Source organism: Streptomyces sp. NPDC004031, from assembly GCF_053604375.1.
This window is the reverse complement of sequence record NZ_JBSGHL010000007.1, coordinates 139,204-157,585: the sequence shown is the minus strand read 5'-3', so window position 1 is coordinate 157,585 and position 18,382 is coordinate 139,204. Positions and strand designations below refer to the sequence as shown.

At 73.5% G+C, this 18,382-nt stretch carries 17 protein-coding genes; 6 read left to right on the top strand and 11 right to left on the bottom strand.

What is annotated here, in order from left to right:
* Positions 1-38: 38 nt before the first annotated feature.
* From ACWERV_RS06585 to ACWERV_RS06575, 3 genes are all read right to left on the bottom strand, one after another.
* A complete protein-coding gene (locus ACWERV_RS06585; RefSeq protein ID WP_452929565.1) occupies positions 39-242 on the bottom strand; it encodes a hypothetical protein in 204 nt (67 codons plus the stop codon).
* Positions 243-660: 418 nt separating this feature from the next.
* Complete coding sequence (locus ACWERV_RS06580; protein WP_452929564.1) at positions 661-1,152, bottom strand: glutathione peroxidase; 492 nt, start codon at positions 1,150-1,152, stop codon at positions 661-663.
* Positions 1,149-1,889 (bottom strand): pentapeptide repeat-containing protein, encoded by a 741-nt coding sequence (locus ACWERV_RS06575; RefSeq protein ID WP_398183190.1) that lies wholly within the window; start codon positions 1,887-1,889, stop codon positions 1,149-1,151. The genes ACWERV_RS06580 and ACWERV_RS06575 overlap by 4 nt, the downstream gene beginning before the upstream one ends.
* Positions 1,890-2,253: 364 nt before the next feature.
* Between ACWERV_RS06575 and ACWERV_RS06570 the strand changes: the two genes are divergently transcribed.
* The gene (locus ACWERV_RS06570) at positions 2,254-3,684 is read left to right on the top strand and encodes an FtsW/RodA/SpoVE family cell cycle protein (protein ID WP_452929561.1); all 1,431 of its coding nucleotides are present in this window, start codon (positions 2,254-2,256) and stop codon (positions 3,682-3,684) included.
* Positions 3,681-5,156 carry a penicillin-binding transpeptidase domain-containing protein gene (locus ACWERV_RS06565; protein ID WP_452929558.1) on the top strand — a complete coding sequence of 492 codons (1,476 nt, stop codon included), beginning with the start codon at positions 3,681-3,683 and terminating at the stop codon, positions 5,154-5,156. Before ACWERV_RS06570 ends, ACWERV_RS06565 begins: the two co-directional genes overlap by 4 nt.
* A gap of 46 nt (positions 5,157-5,202) precedes the next feature.
* Here ACWERV_RS06565 and ACWERV_RS06560 read toward each other — a convergent pair whose 3' ends face one another.
* The 3 genes from ACWERV_RS06560 to ACWERV_RS06550 all read right to left on the bottom strand — a co-directional run bounded on the left by ACWERV_RS06560 (position 5,203) and on the right by ACWERV_RS06550 (position 8,648).
* The gene (locus tag ACWERV_RS06560) at positions 5,203-6,108 is read right to left on the bottom strand and encodes a polysaccharide deacetylase family protein (RefSeq protein WP_452929556.1); all 906 of its coding nucleotides are present in this window, start codon (positions 6,106-6,108) and stop codon (positions 5,203-5,205) included.
* A gap of 231 nt (positions 6,109-6,339) precedes the next feature.
* Positions 6,340-7,518: a CapA family protein gene (locus tag ACWERV_RS06555; RefSeq protein ID WP_452929553.1), complete on the bottom strand. Its 1,179-nt coding sequence runs from the start codon at positions 7,516-7,518 to the stop codon at positions 6,340-6,342.
* 17 nt (positions 7,519-7,535) lie between these two features.
* Positions 7,536-8,648, bottom strand: a complete 1,113-nt coding sequence (locus ACWERV_RS06550; RefSeq protein WP_452929550.1) for a ferritin-like domain-containing protein — start codon at positions 8,646-8,648, stop codon at positions 7,536-7,538.
* 124 nt (positions 8,649-8,772) lie between these two features.
* Between ACWERV_RS06550 and ACWERV_RS06545 the strand changes: the two genes are divergently transcribed.
* Entirely contained in the window at positions 8,773-9,669 is an 897-nt protein-coding gene (locus ACWERV_RS06545) for an AurF N-oxygenase family protein (protein WP_452929547.1), read from the top strand.
* A 15-nt stretch (positions 9,670-9,684) separates the two neighbouring features.
* Here ACWERV_RS06545 and ACWERV_RS06540 read toward each other — a convergent pair whose 3' ends face one another.
* Positions 9,685-10,383, bottom strand: coding sequence for a TetR/AcrR family transcriptional regulator (locus ACWERV_RS06540; protein WP_398183440.1), 699 nt, complete (start codon positions 10,381-10,383; stop codon positions 9,685-9,687).
* An 82-nt stretch (positions 10,384-10,465) separates the two neighbouring features.
* Here ACWERV_RS06540 and ACWERV_RS06535 point away from each other — a divergent pair, with 82 nt between their 5' ends.
* From ACWERV_RS06535 to ACWERV_RS06525, 3 genes are all read left to right on the top strand, one after another.
* Positions 10,466-10,705 carry a hypothetical protein gene (locus ACWERV_RS06535; RefSeq protein WP_452929545.1) on the top strand — a complete coding sequence of 80 codons (240 nt, stop codon included), beginning with the start codon at positions 10,466-10,468 and terminating at the stop codon, positions 10,703-10,705.
* 134 nt (positions 10,706-10,839) lie between these two features.
* Positions 10,840-12,480 (top strand): chitinase, encoded by a 1,641-nt coding sequence (locus tag ACWERV_RS06530; protein ID WP_452929543.1) that lies wholly within the window; start codon positions 10,840-10,842, stop codon positions 12,478-12,480.
* Positions 12,481-12,765: 285 nt separating this feature from the next.
* Entirely contained in the window at positions 12,766-14,127 is a 1,362-nt protein-coding gene (locus ACWERV_RS06525) for an NlpC/P60 family protein (RefSeq protein WP_452929540.1), read from the top strand.
* A 22-nt stretch (positions 14,128-14,149) separates the two neighbouring features.
* Here the strand turns inward: ACWERV_RS06525 and ACWERV_RS06520 are convergent, their stop codons facing one another.
* From ACWERV_RS06520 to ACWERV_RS06505, 4 genes are read right to left on the bottom strand one after another with little or no spacing between them, the layout of a single operon-like run.
* Positions 14,150-14,758, bottom strand: a complete 609-nt coding sequence (locus ACWERV_RS06520; RefSeq protein WP_398183151.1) for a GTP-binding protein — start codon at positions 14,756-14,758, stop codon at positions 14,150-14,152.
* The gene (locus tag ACWERV_RS06515) at positions 14,739-15,074 is read right to left on the bottom strand and encodes a hypothetical protein (RefSeq protein ID WP_398183147.1); all 336 of its coding nucleotides are present in this window, start codon (positions 15,072-15,074) and stop codon (positions 14,739-14,741) included. The genes ACWERV_RS06520 and ACWERV_RS06515 overlap by 20 nt, the downstream gene beginning before the upstream one ends.
* On the bottom strand, positions 15,074-15,556 hold the full coding sequence (locus ACWERV_RS06510) for a roadblock/LC7 domain-containing protein (protein WP_452929653.1): 483 nt from the start codon (positions 15,554-15,556) through the stop codon (positions 15,074-15,076). Before ACWERV_RS06510 ends, ACWERV_RS06515 begins: the two co-directional genes overlap by 1 nt.
* 14 nt (positions 15,557-15,570) lie before the next feature.
* Positions 15,571-18,192: a nitrate- and nitrite sensing domain-containing protein gene (locus tag ACWERV_RS06505; protein ID WP_452929536.1), complete on the bottom strand. Its 2,622-nt coding sequence runs from the start codon at positions 18,190-18,192 to the stop codon at positions 15,571-15,573.
* Positions 18,193-18,382 lie beyond the last annotated feature (190 nt).

Genomic DNA, 18,382 nt, shown 5'->3' with positions numbered 1-18,382 from the left:
GATTCCCTACGGCCGGTGGGCCTGGGTCGGGGCTCGGGTCAGGACCCGACGGCGGCCGTCGCGGCCATGAGGGCTTCGTGCGGCCTGGCGACGGCCAGGGCGCGCTGGAGCACGGTGTCGATGTCGGTCGCCGCGTCGTCGGCCGCGGGATGCACCGCGAGCCAGCCGAGATGGCGCCGGAGGAAGGCCGCGAGGGCCGGCACCGTCCGCAGGGGGAGGCGGACGGTGCGGCCCTCGACCATCAGATCGGCCCAGGAGGTCAGAGTGTCTCGAATAGCGGCGCGCGCCTCGACTGCCGGCCCGTTCAGGGGGATGCCGGGCCGGTCAGTACCGGACAGTCTGTCGCCGGGGTCCTGCGCTGCTACGAGTGCGACCTCAAGCTCGCCGTATACCCGGGGAAGCAAGGCGAGCTGCCGATCCAAACGCTCCTGGCAAGGAACGCAGAGTGCAGGGTCCGTGTCGACACACAGGTGGCCGGTGCGGAACCCGTAGTCGTGCACTCCACTGTCCCTTCTCGTTGCCGGGGCGGTGATTACAGAAAACCAGCACGGCCGGTTCCGGACAATGTCCTGGAACCGGCCGGATCCTGCCATGGCGCGTTCGCGCATCTAGGCATCTTCGCCGCTGGTCAGCCGGGTGATCGCCACCACGGCCGGTGGGTCAGCGGGGCAGGTTTGCCTCGATCGCACCAATCACCTCGTCAGCCTCGGGAACGACACGCGGACGGAACCGGGCCACGGCCTCGCCCGAGCCGCTGATCAGGAACTTCTCGAAATTCCAGGTGATATCTCCCGCTTCGCCCTCGGCGTCGGCCACCTGCGTCAGCTCGGCGTAGAGCGGGTGCCGGTTCGCACCGTTGACGTCCGCCTTGGCGAGCAGCGGGAAACTGACGCCGTACGTCGTCGAGCAGAAGGTTGCGATCTCCTCGGCGCTGCCGGGCTCCTGGCCGCCGAACTGGTTGCAGGGCATGCCGACGACCGTGAAGCCGCGGTCCCCGTAGCTCTTCTGCAACCGCTCCAGGGCCTCGTACTGCGGGGTGAGACCGCACTTGGACGCGACGTTCACGAGCAGCACGACCTTGCCTGAGTGCTCGGCGAGCGTCGTCGCGGTGCCGTCGAGGGTCTGCAGCGGGATGTCGTGGAGGGTGCTCATCGGCGGGGGCTCCTTCTGCTTGCGGCCCGGGTCCGGGCGCTGGACGCGCGCCCGGCGGGCGCGGCGGGCTCGGCCACGGTCAGGCCGAGGGTCTGGGCGAGGGCGGGCGCGAGGTCGAGCAGCTGCGCGGGAGTGATCACCGCGCCGCGCAGCGACTCGTAGCCGTCGGCCAGGTCGATGGTCAGGGCGCCGCGCAGATCGGCGTTCTTGAGCACGGCCCGCCCGAAACGGGCCTGCTCGATCCGGCTGCCCGGGAAGGTCACGCCCTCCAGCCGGGCCTCGCCGAAATCGACGTCGCGCAGCACGCAGTCCTCGAAGACGACGTCGTGCAGCGCGGTCGCCCGCAGGTTGACGGAGTCGAGCTTGCAGCGCACGAACGTGACGCGGCGCAGCACCGCGTCGTACAGCTCGACACCGGCGAGGGAGCTGCCGAGGACGGCGGTGTCGAGCCACTGACCTCCGGCCAGGGTGCAGCCGGTCAGGCGGCAGCCCGACAGCCAGGCGTCGTTGAACCGCGCCCCGCGCAGGTCCGTGCCGGCCAGCACGCAGTCGCTGAGCGCGGACTCCAGGAAGCGGGCCCCCGCGGCCCGCGCGCCCTCGGCCACGTCCAGGCCGTCGAGGTGCACGGTGTCGTAGTCCCCCTCGACCTCCAGGGGTCCGCTGTACGGGACGAGCGCGGAGGCGTACGGGAGGTCGGCGAGCGTCTGGGCGATCTCTCCGCGAGGCTGTGCGTTCACCCCGCCACCCTACGCGCGGCCGCCGACAGCCCCGGGGCTCGCCCCGGGAGGCCCCGCGTGCGCCTGCCGCGCCGGGCACCCCCAGGGGCGCGGGGAACTGCGCGAGCAACCCACCACCGGCCGGTGGTCCGGAGCGGACCGAACTGCCCCTTTCGGCCGGTTGCCTACCCGCGCCCCGGTGGGGGCTTGTCGCGCAGTTCCCCGCGCCCCTGAAAACGAGGGCCCCGCGCGGCACGCGCAGCCTGAAAACGGGTGCCCGGCGCGGCACGCGCATGCTCCAGAGCCTCTGGGGGGCGGGGCGCCCCGCGGGGCATCGCGGGGGACATGACGGACATGTCGGCAACGGCTTGCTAAGTTGCGAGGCATGAGCGCTACCTCGGCGAGAACCGCCCCCGCGAAGGGGCCGGTGGTGGCGGGGCCGCGGCGCGGGCGCGGGGTGGAGCTGTCGCTCACCGTCGCGGCCGTGCTGGTGTCGGTGTACGGCTACGCCGAGGTGGGGCTCGCGACGTCGGGCGCGGTCCCGCGGGACGCCGCCGGGTACGGCGCCGGGCTCGCGCTGCTCGCGGTGCTGGCGCACCTGGCCGTACGCGCCCGCGCCCCGTACGCCGATCCGCTGCTGCTGCCGATCGCGGTGCTGCTCAACGGGGTGGGCCTGGTGCTGATCTACCGGCTGGACCTGGAGCCGGTGCTCGGGCCGCGGGCGGCGCCTGCGCAACTGGTGTGGTCGACGCTGGGCATCACGCTGTTCGTGCTGGCGGTGCTGGCGCTGGACGACCACCGGGTGCTGGCCCGCTACTCCTACCTGGGGGTGACCGCGGCGCTCGTGCTGATGGCCGCGCCGATCTTCTTCCCGGCCGTGAACGGCGCGAGGATCTGGATCCGGGCGGCCGGGTTCTCGATCCAGCCGGGCGAGTTCGCGAAGGTGCTGCTCGCGGTCTTCTTCGCCGCCTACCTCGCGGCCAACCGGGCGGCGCTGGCGTACACCGGCCGTACCGTGCTGGGGCTGCGGCGGCTGCAGTTGCCGACCGGGCGGGTGCTGGGGCCGGTGCTGACGATCTGGCTGCTGAGCGTCGGGGTGCTGGTGCTGGAGCGGGACCTCGGCACCTCGCTGCTGTTCTTCGGGCTGTTCGTGGTGATGCTCTACGTGGCGACCGGGCGGACCGGCTGGGTCGCGGTGGGGATGCTGCTGAGCGCGGCGGGCGCGTTCGCGGTCGGCTCGCTGGAGCCGCACGTGCACAGCAGGGTCGAGGACTGGCTGCACCCCTTCGCGAGCGTCCGCGCGGGCCTGGGGCCGGGGCAGCTCGCCCAGTCCCTGTACGCGTTCGGCGACGGCGGGGTGCTGGGCACAGGGCTGGGCCAGGGGCATTCGGCGCTCATCGGCTTCGCCGCGAAGTCCGACTTCGTCCTGGCGACTGCGGGCGAGGAGCTGGGCCTGGCCGGACTGTGCGCGCTGCTGGGCCTGTACGCGCTGCTGGTGGCGCGCGGTCTGCGGGCCGGGCTGGCGCTGCGCGACCCGTTCGGGCGGCTGCTCGCGGTGGGGCTCGCGGCGATCGTGGCGCTCCAGGTGTTCGTGATCGCCGGCGGGGTGACCGACCTGATCCCGCTCACCGGTATGGCGATGCCCTTTCTGGCGCAGGGCGGTTCGTCGGTCGTGACCAACTGGATCATCGTGGCGCTGCTGATCCGGCTGAGCGACAGCGCGCGCCGCCCGGCGCCGCCGCCACCGCCACCACCACCACCGTCGCCATCGCCGTCGCCGTCGCCGTCGCCGCCGGGAGAGGACGTCCCCCTGTGACCCGCTGCATCCGCCGCTGCGCGGTGCTGATCCTGCTCCTCGCGCTGGCGCTGCTGGTCAACGCGGTGCGGGTGATGGTCGTCGAGTCCGGCTCGTACGCCGCCGACCCGGCCAACCGCCGGATCGCCATCGCCCGCTACGCGCATCCGCGCGGCGCGGTCATGGTCGGCGGCAGGTCCGTCACCGGCTCGCGCGACACCGGCGGCCAGTTGGCGTACGTGCGCACGTACCGCGACGGGCCGCTGTACGCGCCCGTGACCGGCTTCGCGTCGCAGACGTACGGCACCTCGCTGCTGGAGGGCACCGAGGACGGGCTGCTGTCCGGCACCAGCGCGCGGCTGGCGTCGGTGCCGCTGTGGAGCGAGATCACCCGTGACCGGCAGCGCCCCGGCGACGTCCACACGACGATCGACGCGGCCGCCCAGCAGGCCGCCTACTCCGGGCTCGCGGGGCGGCGCGGCGCGGTCGCCGCCCTGGACCCGGCGACGGGCCGGATCCTGGCGCTGGTCTCGTCGCCGTCCTACGACCCGGGGCTGCTGTCCGGTACGGGCGCGGCGGTGGCCGAGCGGTGGCGCGCGCTCAACGACGACCCGGCGCAGCCCATGCTCAACCGGGCGATCCGGCAGACCTACCCGCCGGGCTCGGCCTTCAAGGTGGTCACGGCCGCGGCGGCGCTGGAGTCGGGCGCGGTCACCGATCTGACGGCGCCGACCGACTCCCCCGACCCGTACCGGCTGCCGGGCACCGCCTGGTCGCTCACCAACGAGGGCCGCGGCTGCGCGGACGCGAGCGTGCTGGACGCCTTCCGGGTGTCGTGCAACACCGTCTTCGCCAAGCTCGGCGCCGACGTGGGGCTCGGGGCGATGGTGCGGCAGGCGCAGGCCTTCGGTTTCAACGACACCGGCCTGCGTGTCCCGCCGGGGGTCGCGAAGAGCAACTTCGACACGGCGATGAGCCCGGACCAGGTCGCGCTGTCCTCGATCGGGCAGTTCGACACCACGGCGACGCCGCTCCAGATGGCGATGGTCGCGGCGGCGGTCGGCGACGGCGGCGAGCTGATGCGCCCGTACCTGGTCGACAAGGTCACCAACCACTCCGGCGCGGTGGTGTCGCGGACCGAGCCCGAGCGGCTGCACCGGGCCGTGTCGCGGTACACCGCCGGGCAGTTGCAGCAGCTCATGGAGGCCGTCGTGACGGACGGCACGGGCACCAACGCGGCGATCCCGGGCGCGGTGGTCGGCGGCAAGACCGGCACCGCGCAGCACGGCGTGGGCAACAAGGGCACCCCGTACGCGTGGTTCATCAGCTACGCCCGGCCGCAGGGTGCGAGCCGGGCGGCGGTGGCCGTCGCCGTGGTCGTGGAGGACGCGGAGGCGGCTCGGGCGGACATCTCCGGCGGCGGCAGCGCGGCGCCGATCGCCCGTGCGGTGATGCGGGCGGTGCTGGCGGCGCCGCGGCCACCGGGCGGCTGAGCCGGGCGGTTCGTGCGGGCCGTGCGGTTCGTGCGGGCCGGAGCGGTCAGCGGACCTTCGGGAAGCTGAAGGTGTAGTGCTGCTGCGCGAGCCAGGTCAGCGTCTGGTCGAGGGCGGCCACGGTCTGCGCGCGGTCGCCGCCCCCGTCGTGGAAGAGGATCGTCGGGCCGTTGGAGATCTCCGACTTGACCGTCGCCACGATCGTCCCGACGCCGGGCCGGGAGAAGTCCTTGGTGTCGACGTTCCAGCCGAGCGGCCGCATGCCGTGCTGTGCGGCGAGCTGGCGGCTGGCGGGTGTGAAGGCGCCGCCGGGGGCCCGGTAGTACTGGACGGGGGCGTTGCCGGACGCCTCCTCGATCATCGCGAGGGCGTCCAGGATCTCCTTCTGCTGGTACGCGAGGGGCTTGTGGTCCATCGACTCGTCGTGCGAGACGGTGTGGTCGCACAGCCGGTGCCCCCCGGCCACGACCCGGCGCACCAGGTCGGGGTGGGCCTTGGCCTGCGGGCCGATCATGCAGAAGGTCGCGTGCACGTGGTGCTTCTTGAGCACCTCCAGGACCTTGGGGGTCCACACGGGGTCGGGGCCGTCGTCGATGGTGATGTTGACGGCCTTGCCGGGGGCTTCGGCCGCGTGCACGATGTCGACCGGCACCGGGGGGACCGGCGGCGCGGTCCTGGACGGCTTCGACGACGGCTTGTGCGGGGACGTGGAGTGCCCGCCGCCCTTGCCGTCGCCCGTCCCGCCGCCGTCCTTCGCGTTCTTGCCGTTCGCCGTGCTCCCCGTCGTCGCGGCCGCCGCGGTGCCGCTGCTGCCGCCGCCGGGCGCGACCAGCGCCGACACCACCGCGGCGAGCACGACCACCACGACGGCCACCCCTATCACCAGGGCTCGCGGTGCGCTCTTGATCCGCTCCGGTGTCAGCCGCCCGGCCGTTGTCCGCCAACCCGTCATGGTGTGTGACCGCCCGCCCACTTCGTCGCCCGAGGTCCCGATTCCGCGGCCCAGCGTCCCTCACCTGCTCCGCGAACGGATAGATGCGGCCGCCCACGGTACGGTTCCGCGACGACGACGCAACCAAGGGGTCGTTACAGGATCCGGACGTATCGTCGTATCACCGCATGTCCGCGTCATGAGAGGTGGCCGAAATCGCGCTGTCGACGGGCGGGCGACCGGCCGCGCGGCTCAGCTCGGCGGGGCCTTGAGGCCGGTGCAGCCGCGCAGGCCCTCGTAACGGTCGGTGATCGTCCGGCCCGCGGCTCCCGTCTGCGGCTCGGGCACGCCGTGGCCGTCGACCAGGGCCGGGGTGAAGACCGCCTTGGCGACCTTGCCGCCGGTGACGGTGAGGGTCGTCACGCCGGTCTGGTCGGAGTGCGGGTAGGGCGAGGAGCCGTACCAGAGGAAGTTGCCGAAGCCGTAGGCGACATAGGTCGGGCCGAGCATGCCCGAGCCGAGCATGACGTGCGCGTGCGTGCCGACGACCGCGGTCGCGCCCGCCGCGGACAGGTCGGCGGCGATCGACTTCTGCTCCGGGCCGGGGCAGTTCTGCCCCTCGGTGCCCCAGTGCAGGTAGACCACGACGACGTCGGCCTGCTTGCGCGCGTCCCGCACCGCGGCCAGCAGCTTGGGGCGGTCCAGCGCGGAGGCGATGCCGGGGCGGCCGGGCCCGGCGCGGAAGACCTGGTTGGTGTAGTCCTGCACCTGGCTGGCGGCGACGACGGCCAGCCGCACGCCGTTGACCGTCGTGACGTACGGGCGGTAGGCGGCGGTGTCGTCGGGGCCGATGCCGACGACGGGTATCGGCGAGTCGCGCTGCGCCGCGAGGCTGTCGGTCAGCCCCTGCGGGCCGTAGTCGACGGCGTGGTTGTTGGCCATCGTCACGGCGTCTATGCCGGAGCGCTGGAGGGCGCCGAGCGCGTCGGGCGAGGTGCGGAAGTGGAACTTCTTCGGCTGCGGGGTGCCGCGGGTGGTGATCGCGGTCTCCAGGTTGACCATCGAGAAGTCCGCGGCCCCCAGCGCCTGCGACATCGGGCCGAGCGCGGGATCCACGCCGAGCCGGTTCGCGGTGCGCTCGGTGAAGTGCACGTCGCCGGCGAAGGCGAGGGTGATCGTGCCGGACGGCTCGTGCGCGGCCCCGGTGGCGGTCGCGGACGCGGTGGCCGGGCCGGACGGCGCCCCGGTGGCCGTCGCCCGCGGGGTGGCCGCGGCTCCGGCGGGGCTGCCGCCGCGGCCGAGTACCGCCCAGCCGGTCGCCACGGCGGCGACGACGACCACCGACAGGCCGACCGCCGTGTTCCTGCGGCGCCTTCGGCGCGCTCTGGCCCGGCGGGCGGCACGCCGCGATATCGGCCCTTCACTGGTCATCGGACAAGCGTACGGTCCTACGCCGGAGCTTCCTCCCCCTGGGTGATGGTTTCGGTTACTTCGGTCACCCGGGCCTGCTCCTCGGCGGCGAAGCGCTCGGCGTCCATCCGCTCGGCGATCTCCTCGTCCTGCGTCATCAGCAGGTCCAGGTTGGAGTCGCCCAGCTCGAAGACACCGAGATCGACGTACGCCTGCTGGAGCCGCGGGCCCCACAGGCCGATGTCCTTCACGCACGGCACGATCCGCGAGAAGAGCAGCTTGCGGAAGAGCCGCAGGAAGTCGGAGGACTCGGTCAGCTCGGCGGCCTCGGCGGCGGGGATGCCGAAGTTCTCCAGCACCTCCAGGCCGCGCAGCCGGTTGCGCATCAGGTAGCAGCCCTCGATCACGAACTCCTCGCGCTCGCGCAGTTCGGCGTCGGACAGGTGCCGGTAGTAGTCGCGCAGCGCCATCCGCCCGAAGGCGACGTGCCGGGCCTCGTCCTGCATGACGTACGCGAGGATCTGCTTGGGCAGCGGCTTTTCGGTGGTGTCGCGGATCATGCCGAAGGCGGCCAGCGCCAGGCCCTCGATGAGCACCTGCATGCCGAGGTAGGGCATGTCCCAGCGGGAGTCGCGCAGGGTGTCGCCCAGCAGCGACTGGAGGTTGTCGTCGATCGGGTAGAGCATCCCGATCTTCTCGTGCAGGAAGCGCCCGTAGATCTCGGCGTGCCGGGCCTCGTCCATGGTCTGGGTCGCGGAGTAGAACTTCGCGTCCAGGTCCGGCACCGACTCCACGATGCGCGCGGCGCACACCATCGCGCCCTGCTCGCCGTGCAGGAACTGGCTGAACTGCCAGGAGGCGTAGTGCTGGCGCAGCAGCGCGCGGTCGGCGTCGTTCATCGCGTCCCAGTAGCGCGAGCCGTACAGCGACATGACCTCGTCGGGGGTGCCCAGCGGGTCGTGCGGATCGACCTCCAGATCCCAGTCGATCCGGCGCATACCGTCCCACTGCTTGTCCTTGCCCTTCTGGTACAGGGCCAGCAGCCGGTCACGGCCGTCGTCGTACTCCCAGGTGAAGCGGGCGGCGCCGTGCGCCGGCACCTGCCAGGACCACTCGGCGGGCTCGGTGGTGTAACGGCCTTGCGTCGACATGGGGCGGCTCCAATCGCCTGTGCCGGGCGGCGGTTCGTGCGCGGGGTCTTGACGGGCTTGTTGACACAGAGTCTCATAAGACCCGTACCGCTGGTAACCCTCGTGCACCGGAGGCCTGTTCGGCATGGACGCCACACTGACCGACCGCGAGAAGACCGCGGAACGCCTGCTCGCGGCGTCCGCGAAGCACTCCTTCGATCCCGACACGGAACTCGACTGGGACGCGCCCTTCGAGGAGGGCCGCTGGTTCTGGCCGCCCGAGTTGCTCTCGCTCTACGACACCCCACTCTGGCACCGGATGACCGACGAGCAGCGGATGGAGCTGAGCCGACACGAGGCCGCGTCGCTGTGCTCGATCGGCGTGTGGTTCGAGACGATCCTCATGCAGCTGCTGCTGCGCCACACCTACGACCTCGACCCGACCAGCGGCCACGTCCGCTACGCGCTCACCGAGATCGCCGACGAGTGCCGGCACTCCAAGATGTTCGCCCGCGCGGTGACCAAGCTGGGCACCCCCGCCTACCGGCCGAGCCGCTTCGACCAGCAGCTCGGGCGCGTCCTCAAGACCGTCTCCACCACGCCCGGTTCCTTCACCGGCACCCTGCTGGCCGAGGAGATCCTCGACTGGATGCAGCGGCTGACCTTCCCGGACGAGCGCGTCCAGACCCTCACCCGCGGCATCACCCGCATCCACGTCGTGGAGGAGGCGCGGCACATCCGCTACGCCCGCGAGGAGCTGCGCCGGCAGATGGTCACCGCCCCGCGCTGGGAGATCGAGGCCACCCGCCTCACCTCCGCGCAGGCCGCCAAGGTCATCGCCCGCTCCCTCATCAGCCCGCAGGTCTACGCCGAGGTCGGCCTCGACGTGAAGGAGGCCGTCGCGGCCGCCCGCACCAGCCCGCACCGGCAGGACGTGATGCGGCAGTCCGCGAAGCGGCTGATGGACTTCTTCGACGAGATCGGCCTCATCCGCGGCCCCAGCCGCCGCATCTGGAAGGCCTCGGGGCTGACCTCCGCATGACGGCTCCCGCCGCGGTCACGCCTTGTCGAACAGGTGCGCCGCGGCGGGCGCGAGGGCGCCGAGCCGGGCGAGCAGCACGCCCGCCGGGCTCTCGCCCGTCTCCTGCGGCAGCGCCTCGGCCGCCGCACGGGCCGCCTGCGGGTCGGTCGTCGCGGTGACCAGCAGCAGGCCGGTGAAGTGGTCCACGAGCCAGTCGCGCAGCTCGACGCGGGACGGCTTGCGGCCCTCGTCGATCCACATCAGCGACACCGCCTCGACCGACGCGATCCACGAGCGCACCATCATCGCCAGCCGCGGGCCCGGTTCGGTCACCCCGAGGTGGTGCAGCACCTGCTCCGCGGCGCGGCGCCGCACCCCGTCCACGATCGCGTCCGTACGGCTCGTCTCGGCGACACTGCCGCCGCCCAGCAGGGCGCCGTACGCGGGGGCGTGCTCCTCGACGTACGCGAGGTAGCGGTCGAGCGCGGCGGACAGCCGCCCGGTGGGCGGGCCCTCCGCGGCGACCGCGAACCGGCCGATCAACTCGTCGGCCGCGCCGAGCACCGCGGCCTCGTAGATCTGCTGCTTCCCGCCGGGGAAGTAGCGGTAGACCAGCGGGCGGGACACGCCCGCGGCCGCGGCGACCTCGTCGATCGAGACGTCCTCCGGCCGCCGGTGGCCGAACAGATCGACGGCGGCGGCGAGCAGCTGCGCACGGCGGGCCTCGACGTCCATTCTCCGGTAAGCCACCGCCCCACCTTATGGCCTCCGGCCCGGAAAGACGTTCGGGTGGCGCACCCCGTGGCAGGGTGGGCGCATGAGGCATGAGGAGACGGAGTTCGTCGGGGGGCCGCTGGACGGGCGGGTCATCGAGGTGGTGGTGGGGATGACCGGGCAGCCGCCCAAGGAGTACGTCGTGCCGGTGGAGGGGCAGCGGTACGTGTACCACCGTGTCCCGGGGGTGAAGGGGGAGAACCGGACGCCGTGGGTCTTCCGGTGGGACCCCGAGGGCAAGCGGGCGCCCGGCCCCAAGTGGCCCTGGTCGCGGTCGCGCTGACGGCGCGGGGGATTTGGTCCGGACCATTGACACGATTGGTCTAAACCTGTTTGCTGCGCGGTGAGCCTACGCACCACCGCACCGCACCCTCCCCCGCACCGCACCGCACCGCACCCGCGAAGGAGCATCCCCCCATGCTCAGCACGCTCAGCAGGAAGAGACCACTGGCCGCGGCGTCGGCCGCGCTGGCCGGGGCGCTGGCCGTCGGCGGCCTGGTCGCCCTCGCCCCGTCCGCGAGCGCCGGGGAGTTCCTGGCGAACGGCGGCTTCGAGTCCGGCAACCTGACCGGCTGGACGTGCGACGCCGGCGCCTCCGCCGTCACCGGGCAGGCGCACAGCGGCTCGTACGCGCTGAAGGCGACGCCCTCCGCGTCCGCCACCGGCCAGTGCAAGCAGACCGTGAGCGTCGCCCCGAACACCACGTACACGCTGACCGCGCAGGTCAACGGCTCCTACGTCTACCTCGGGGTGGACGGCGGCACGAGCACCTGGACGCCGGGCACCAGCGGCTACACGCAGCTCAGCGTGTCCTTCACCACCACGGCCACGCAGACCAGCGCCGGGGTCTTCGTGCACGGCTGGTACGGGCAGCCCGCGTACTTCGCGGACGACATCTCGCTCCAGGGTCCCGGCGGCGGCACCACGACCCCGCCCACCACCCCGCCGACGACGCCCCCGACCACCCCGCCGACCACGCCTCCCACGACGCCGCCGACGACCCCGCCCACCACTCCCCCGACCACACCGCCGGGCGGCGGGACCCTGCCGACGCACGCGCTCGTCGGCTACCTGCACGAGACCTTCGCCAACGGCTCCGGCTACACCCGCCTCGCGGACGTGCCCGACAGCTGGGACGTCATCGACCTGGCCTTCGGCGAGACGTCCTCGCCGACCTCCGGGCAGATCCACTTCAACCGCTGCTCGGTCAGCGAGTGCCCCTCGGTCGAGTCGGACGCCGACTTCAAGGCGGCGATCAAGGCCAAGCAGGCCGCGGGCAAGAAGGTGCTGCTGTCGATCGGCGGCGCCAACGGCGAGGTCCAGCTCACCACGACCGCCGCCCGCGACGCCTTCGTGTCGTCGGTCGCCGCGATCGTCGACCAGTGGGGCCTGGACGGCATCGACATCGACTTCGAGGGCCACTCGCTGTCGCTCAACACCGGCGACACCGACTTCAAGAACCCGACCACCCCGGTGATCGTCAACCTGATCTCGGCGCTGAAGTCCCTCAAGGCCCGCTACGGCAGCGGCTTCGTGCTGACGATGGCGCCCGAGACCTTCTTCGTCCAGCTCGGCTACCAGTTCTACGGCTCGGGTCCGTTCGGCGGCCAGGACCCGCGGGCGGGCGCGTACCTGCCGGTGATCTACGCGATGCGGGGCGACCTGACGCTGCTGCACGTCCAGGACTACAACTCCGGGCCGATCATGGGCCTGGACAACCAGTACCACACCATGGGCGGCGCGGACTTCCACATCGCGATGACGGACATGCTGCTCACCGGCTTCCCGGTGGCCGGCAACACCGCCAACATGTTCCCGGCGCTCGCCCCCTCCCAGGTGGCCATCGGCCTGCCCGCCTCCACCACCGCGGGCAACGGGTACACCGCGCCCGCCGCGGTGGACCAGGCGCTGGACTGCCTGACGAAGAAGACCAGCTGCGGCGGCTACACCACCCACGGCCAGTGGCCCGCCCTGCGCGGCCTCATGACCTGGTCGATCAACTGGGACCGCTTCAACAACGCGGAGTTCTCCAAGAACTTCGACAGCTACTTCGGCTGACCCCGCGGTAGCCCCCCAGACGCGTACGGCCCGGTCCCGAGGGCGGTGACCGGGCCGTACGCCCCATCCCCCCACGCCTCCCCCGAACCCGTGTCCCCGGCGCCCCGCCGCCGTGGACACGGGTTCGAACGTTTTACGGCTCCCCGGTGTGTCGCTGCGGGTACGGAACCGTGCGCGCGGGGAGGCTCGTGGAAGACATGGGGCAAGCGATGAGGCAGTTCTGCGGAACCGGGCGACTCCCCGGAGCGGAATGACACGTTCCGGCAGTCGAAGATATGACAACCTATGACACGCTCACAACGGCTCGTCATGTGGGAGGACACGTACATGCCGGTGGCTCGCAACACCAGGTCCTGGCAGCGCTCGGCGGCTGTGTGCAGCGCGCTGCTCGCGACGGCGGCGCTGTCGCTGAACGCGGGGCAGTCCGCGTCCGCCCGCCCGTACGAACCGCCGCCGGCACCGCCCGCCACCACGCCCCCCACCACGCCGACGGCCACCCTGGGCTCGCTGCCCACACCCGGCGCCACCGCCGACCCCGACTCGCTGCCGCAGCTCCTGACGCAGTTGCAGACGCTCTACCAGCAGTCCGAGGCGGCCACCGAGTCGTACAACCAGGCCAAGGTCACCGCCGACCAGCAGCGCACCAAGGCCCGCGCACTGGACGGGCAGCTCGCGACCGCCCGCGCCAAGGTCGCCGCCGGCAAGGACCAGGTCGGCCTGCTGGCCCGGCAGCTCTACCGCACCGGCGGCCTCTCGCCGTACATCGCCATGCTGGGCGGCGAGGATCCGCAGGACTTCTTCGGCAACCTGCACCTCGCGCAGCACACGGTCGAGACCCAGCAGGCGGCGGTCGACAGCCTGACCGCCGAGCAGGACCGGCTGACCGGGCTCAACGCGCAGGCGCAGAAGGCCCTGGACGCCGCCCAGACCGCGCAGAACACGCAGGCGGCGAAGAAGACCGAGATCGAGACGAACCTGCGGCAGGTCGAGTCGCTGCTCGCCGGGCTCAGCGGCGTCCAGATCAGCGAGCTGGAGGCACTGGAGCAGCAGGGCGCGGACAAGGCGCAGCAGGAGTTCATGGACTCCAAGCCGCTGGGCCGGGACGCGGCCGTACGCGCCCCCTCCGCGAAGGGCGACGCCGCCATCGCGTACGCCTTCGCGCAGCTCGGCAAGCCCTACGTGTGGGGCGCGGTGGGCCCGGACTCCTACGACTGCTCGGGCCTGACCTCGCAGGCGTGGGGGCACGCGGGCGTGCCGATCCCGCGCACCGCGGAGGAGCAGTGGGCGAAGCTGCCGCGCGTGCCACTGTCGCTGCTGCGGCCGGGCGACCTGGTCATCTACTTCCCGAAGGCCACCCATGTGGCCCTGTACATCGGCAACGGCCTGGTCGTGCAGGCCCCGCACACCGGCTCGTACGTGAAGATCTCGCCGATCGGCGCCAACCCGGTGCTCGGCGCCGTCCGCCCCGACATGGGCGCGCAGCCGCTCGCGCACTACAAGCCGCGCAAGGTGCCCGCGGTGAAGGTGCCCACGGCGGCGAAGACCGCGAAGACTGCGAAGTCCGCAGCGTCCACCGCGCCCGGGAAGGCCCCGGCCTCCGGCAAGGGCACACCGGCGGGCAAGTCCGCGGCGGCGCCCCGCAAGTGACGGGGCGACAGCGGTCCCGCCACTACAGCGGCTGGTCGGCCAGCGCGTGCGTGACGAGGGACAGCAGCGCGTCCACGACGGAACGGCGCTCGCGCGCGTCGATGATCTGCACCGGGATGTGCGACGGCACGGCGAGCGCCTCGCGCACGTCCTCCGAGGTGTAGGCGTACGTCCCCTCGAACTGGTTGACGGCGACGGTGTAGGGCAGGCCCGTGCCGTCGAAGTAGTCGAGCGCCGGGAAGCAGTCGGCGAGCCTGCGGGTGTCGGCGAGCACGATCGCGCCTATCGCGCCGCGCACCAGGTCGTCCCACATGAACCAGAAGCGCTGCTGGCCGGGGGTGCCGAAGACGTAGAGGACGAGGTCCTCCTCCAGCGTGATGCGGCCGAAGTCCATCGCGACGGTCGTGGTGACCTTGTCGGGAGTCGCGCCCAGGTCGTCCAGTCCCTCGCTGGCCTGCGTCATCACCGCCTCGGTGGTCAGCGGGGTGATCTCCGACACCGCTCCCACGAAGGTGGTCTTGCCCACGCCGAAGCCGCCGGCCACCACGATCTTGGTGGAGACCGGCGCGCGGTCACGCTCAACCGGCCAGGCGTGCAGGCCGTTCTGGCGGTCAGAGCCTGCGTAGTCCACTGAGCACCCTTTCGAGCAGCGCGCGGTCGGGGCGTACGGACCCGTGACCGGTACCGTACACGCGAATTCTTCCCTGCCCGGCGAGATCGCCGAGCATCGGGCCCCCGGCATTGCCGGCGAGCGCCCGGCGGCCCGTCAGAGCGTACGGGCGCACCCTGTGTGACCTGCGGTCGGCGCGTTCCGTCCGGGCGAGGTGCGGTGTGCGGCGCGGCAGCGGAACGTACGGCTGCTGCGGCGGTACGTACGACAGCGGGCCGTACGGCTGCCGCGGCGGTACGTACGACAGCGGGGGCGGCCCCCAGGCGGCCGCCGCCATCAGCGCGCGCCCCCGCCGCCCGACTGGCGCAGCTCGCTGCGCAGCGCGGGTGTCAGGACGTGTCCGGCGCGGCCGACGAACAGCGCCATCTCGTAGGCCACGACGCTCAGATCGCAGTCGGCGGTGGCGTGCGCGCCGAGCAGCGAGCCGTCGCTGATCGACATCACGATCAGCACCCCGCCGGACATCGCGACGGTGGTCTGCCGGACCCGCCCGCCGTCCATGAGCTGCGCGGCGCCCACGGTGAGCGAGGCGAGCCCGGACACCACCGCGGCCAGGTCCATCCGGCCGCTGCCGGCCAGGCCCGGGTGCGCGGGCGGGGTGTCGTCCGGGCCCGGCCCCTCGGCGTCCGGCTCGGAGCCGCACAGCAGCAGGCCGTCCGAGGACACCACCGCGACCGAGCGGATGCCGTGCACCTCATGGACCAGGTTGCGCAGCAGCCACCGGAAGTTGCGGGCCTCATGGCTGATCGCCCCGGTCATCGTGTCGACCACGCTCAACGGGTCGCCTCCTCAACGGATCCTGCGGTGTCGGTGTGCCCCTGCTGCGTCCGCGGCCCCTGCCGCGGCTCCCCGCCGGGCGCCGCGCCGCGCTCACGCGCGGCGTCGGCCTCGCGTACGGCGTCGGCCCGCCCGGCCTGCAGCCCGCGCTGCAACCCGGCGAGCCTGCGCCGCAGTTGGTCCGCGTCGACCGGAGCCGCGGGCGGCGCGGCCACCGGCCGCACCGCCCCGCCCGCGCCGCGCGGCACGCGCTGCGGAAGCCCGTGCGGGCCGGTTATCGGCGCCGTGGGCGCCGTGGGGCCCGCGGCCTGCGCGTGCTCGGGCGAGGCCGTCTGCGGGGCGGCAGGGGCCGCCGGAGGGGGCGTGGGGCGCGCCGCGAGGGGCGTGCCGTGCGCGGGCGTCGGCGGCCCGGCGGGCGCGGGGTGCCCGGGTACGGCCTCGGCGCGGCCCGGGTAGGGGGCGGGCGGCTCGCCGGGTGACGCGGTGAACGGCCCGTCCGGGTGCGGCACTTGGGCCGGGACGTAGGGGGCCGGGGCCTGCGGGGCGTACGACTGCGGCACGGCGGCGTGCGGGGCGTACGGCTGCGGCGCCGGGACGTACGGGGACGGGAACGGGGCGTGCGGGTGCGGGGACGGGTGGCGGCGGGGGTCGCCGCCGCTGAAGCCGGTGACGGCGGTCTCCAGCGGCACGAAGGGCGGCTCGTCCGGGCCGACCGGCGGGACGATCAGGCCCGGCAGCAGCACCACGGCCTGCGTGCCGCCCGACGGCAGCGCGTGCAGCCGCACCTGGACGCCGTGCCTGCGGGCCAGCCGCGACACCACGTACAGGCCCATGCCGGCCACCGCGCCGGGCGGCGCCGGATCCGGGTCGGCGAGCAGCGCGTTCAGCTCGGCGAGGCGCTCCGCGGGCACGCCGATCCCGGCGTCCTCGACCGCGACCGCGACCTCGCCGGACTCCAGCACCCGCCCGGACAGCAGCACTTCGGTCTCGGGCGCGGAGAAGCCGGTGGCGTTGTCGAGGAGTTCGGCGACCAGGTGGGCCACGTCGTCCGCCGCCCGGCCCGCGACCCGGGCACCGGGCAGCACCTGGATGCGGACCCGCTCGTAGCGCTCGATCTCCGAGATCGCACCGCGTACGACGTCGATGAGCGGCACGGGGCTCGCGGTGGCGCCGTGGCTGTGCTCGGTGCCGCCGAGCACGAGCAGCGTCTCGCTGTTGCGGCGCATCCGCGTCGCGAGGTGGTCGAGCTGGAAGAGCGTGCCGAGCCGGTCCGGATCCTGCTCCTGGTCCTCCATGCTCTCGATGAGGGCCAGTTGGCGCTCCACCAGGCCCAAGGTGCGCAGGGAGAGGCTGACATGGGACATGTGGGCCGCGTCCCGGGTCGCCGCTGCCGTCAGCTCGCGGTCCAGGTCGGCGACATGGGCGACCATCTCGTCGTGGGCGCGGCGCAGCGCGTCCTTCTCCGCGACCGCGCCGGCCAGCGCGCCGCGCGTGCTCTGCGTGGTGCCGCGCTGCGCCGTCAGCTCGTTGCCGAGGTCGGCGGTACGGGCGCGCAGCGCCTGCGCCTCGTGCGTGAGGGCGTTGGCGCGGCGGGCCACGGCGGCGAACTCGTCCTGCCCGACGATCTGCGCTCCGCGCCCGCTCGCGGCCTCGGAGCGGGCCCACACGTGCAGGGCCGCGAGCGGCCGGGTCAGGCTGCGGAAGAGGGCGACGAGCACTCCGGCGAGCAGCAGCAGGCACCCGGCGGCGAGGGCGATCCGCAGCTCCAGCACGGTGACCGTGTGGTCGCGGTGGGCGGCTGCCGCGGCGGCCCGGTCGGTGGCCACCGACGCCTCGACGCTGCGGATCAGCGCGAGCCGGGCGGTGAGGTCCCCCCGGACCCGCTCGGCGCCCATCGCCCGGTCGGAGCCGGTGAGTTCGGCGGAGTCCAGCAGCGCGGTGGTGTCCTTGTCGGCGCGCGCGGCGTCCGGGCCGGTGACGGTGCTGTCGTAGCGGTCGCGCAGCGCACCGTCCGCGGCGGCCCGGAAGTCGGCGACGGCGGCGCGTTCCTGGAGCCGGGCGGCCTGCGCGGCGGCCACCAGCTCGGGCTGCCCGCCGCCCGCGCCGAGGGCGCCCGTGAGCAGCCCGCGCTGCACGGCGGCCGCGTCCGCGGCGCGGGTGAGGGCGGCGGCGGCCGGATCCGCCGCCCGGCGGGCGAGGGCGTCCAGCAGCGGCTGGTAGGCCGTCACGACCGCCTGTACGCCCGCCCCGCCGCCCGCCGCGCCCAGGGCGGCGCGGCGCACCCCGGGCAGCGTGCCGAGCGCGGCCCGCAGCTCCCTGTCCGGTCCCGCGCCGAGCACGTCCCGCACCTGGCGGTCGGTGCGGGTGCCGTCCTGCGCGGGCACGGCGGCACCGGGCCGGCCCGCGGCGACGAGGGATGCCACGTCGTCCCGCTCGTCCCCGAGGTCCTGGGCGAGCACGGTGGTGCGCTGCGCGAGCCGGGCGGCGGCCGCCCCGTCCTGCGCCGACGTCAGGTCGCCGACGCCGAGGGCGACCCCGGGCGCCGCGGCGGCCAGCACCGTGCCCGCGCACACCAGCAGGGCGGCGAGCATGCGCTGCCTGACCCGCCGTTCACGCACTTGACGTCGTCTACGCACTTCGGGGCTCGCAATCACGTATCGCCGGCGGGGGATTCCCCAGGGAATATGCAGGGGCTGATCCGACCCTTGCAGTCCCGCCAGGAGGGGAGCCACGCCTCCCTCCTCCGGACACCCGAACGAGTGAATCGCACGGGTGTCGCGGCGGACAACCCGGCACACGCCCCGAGTT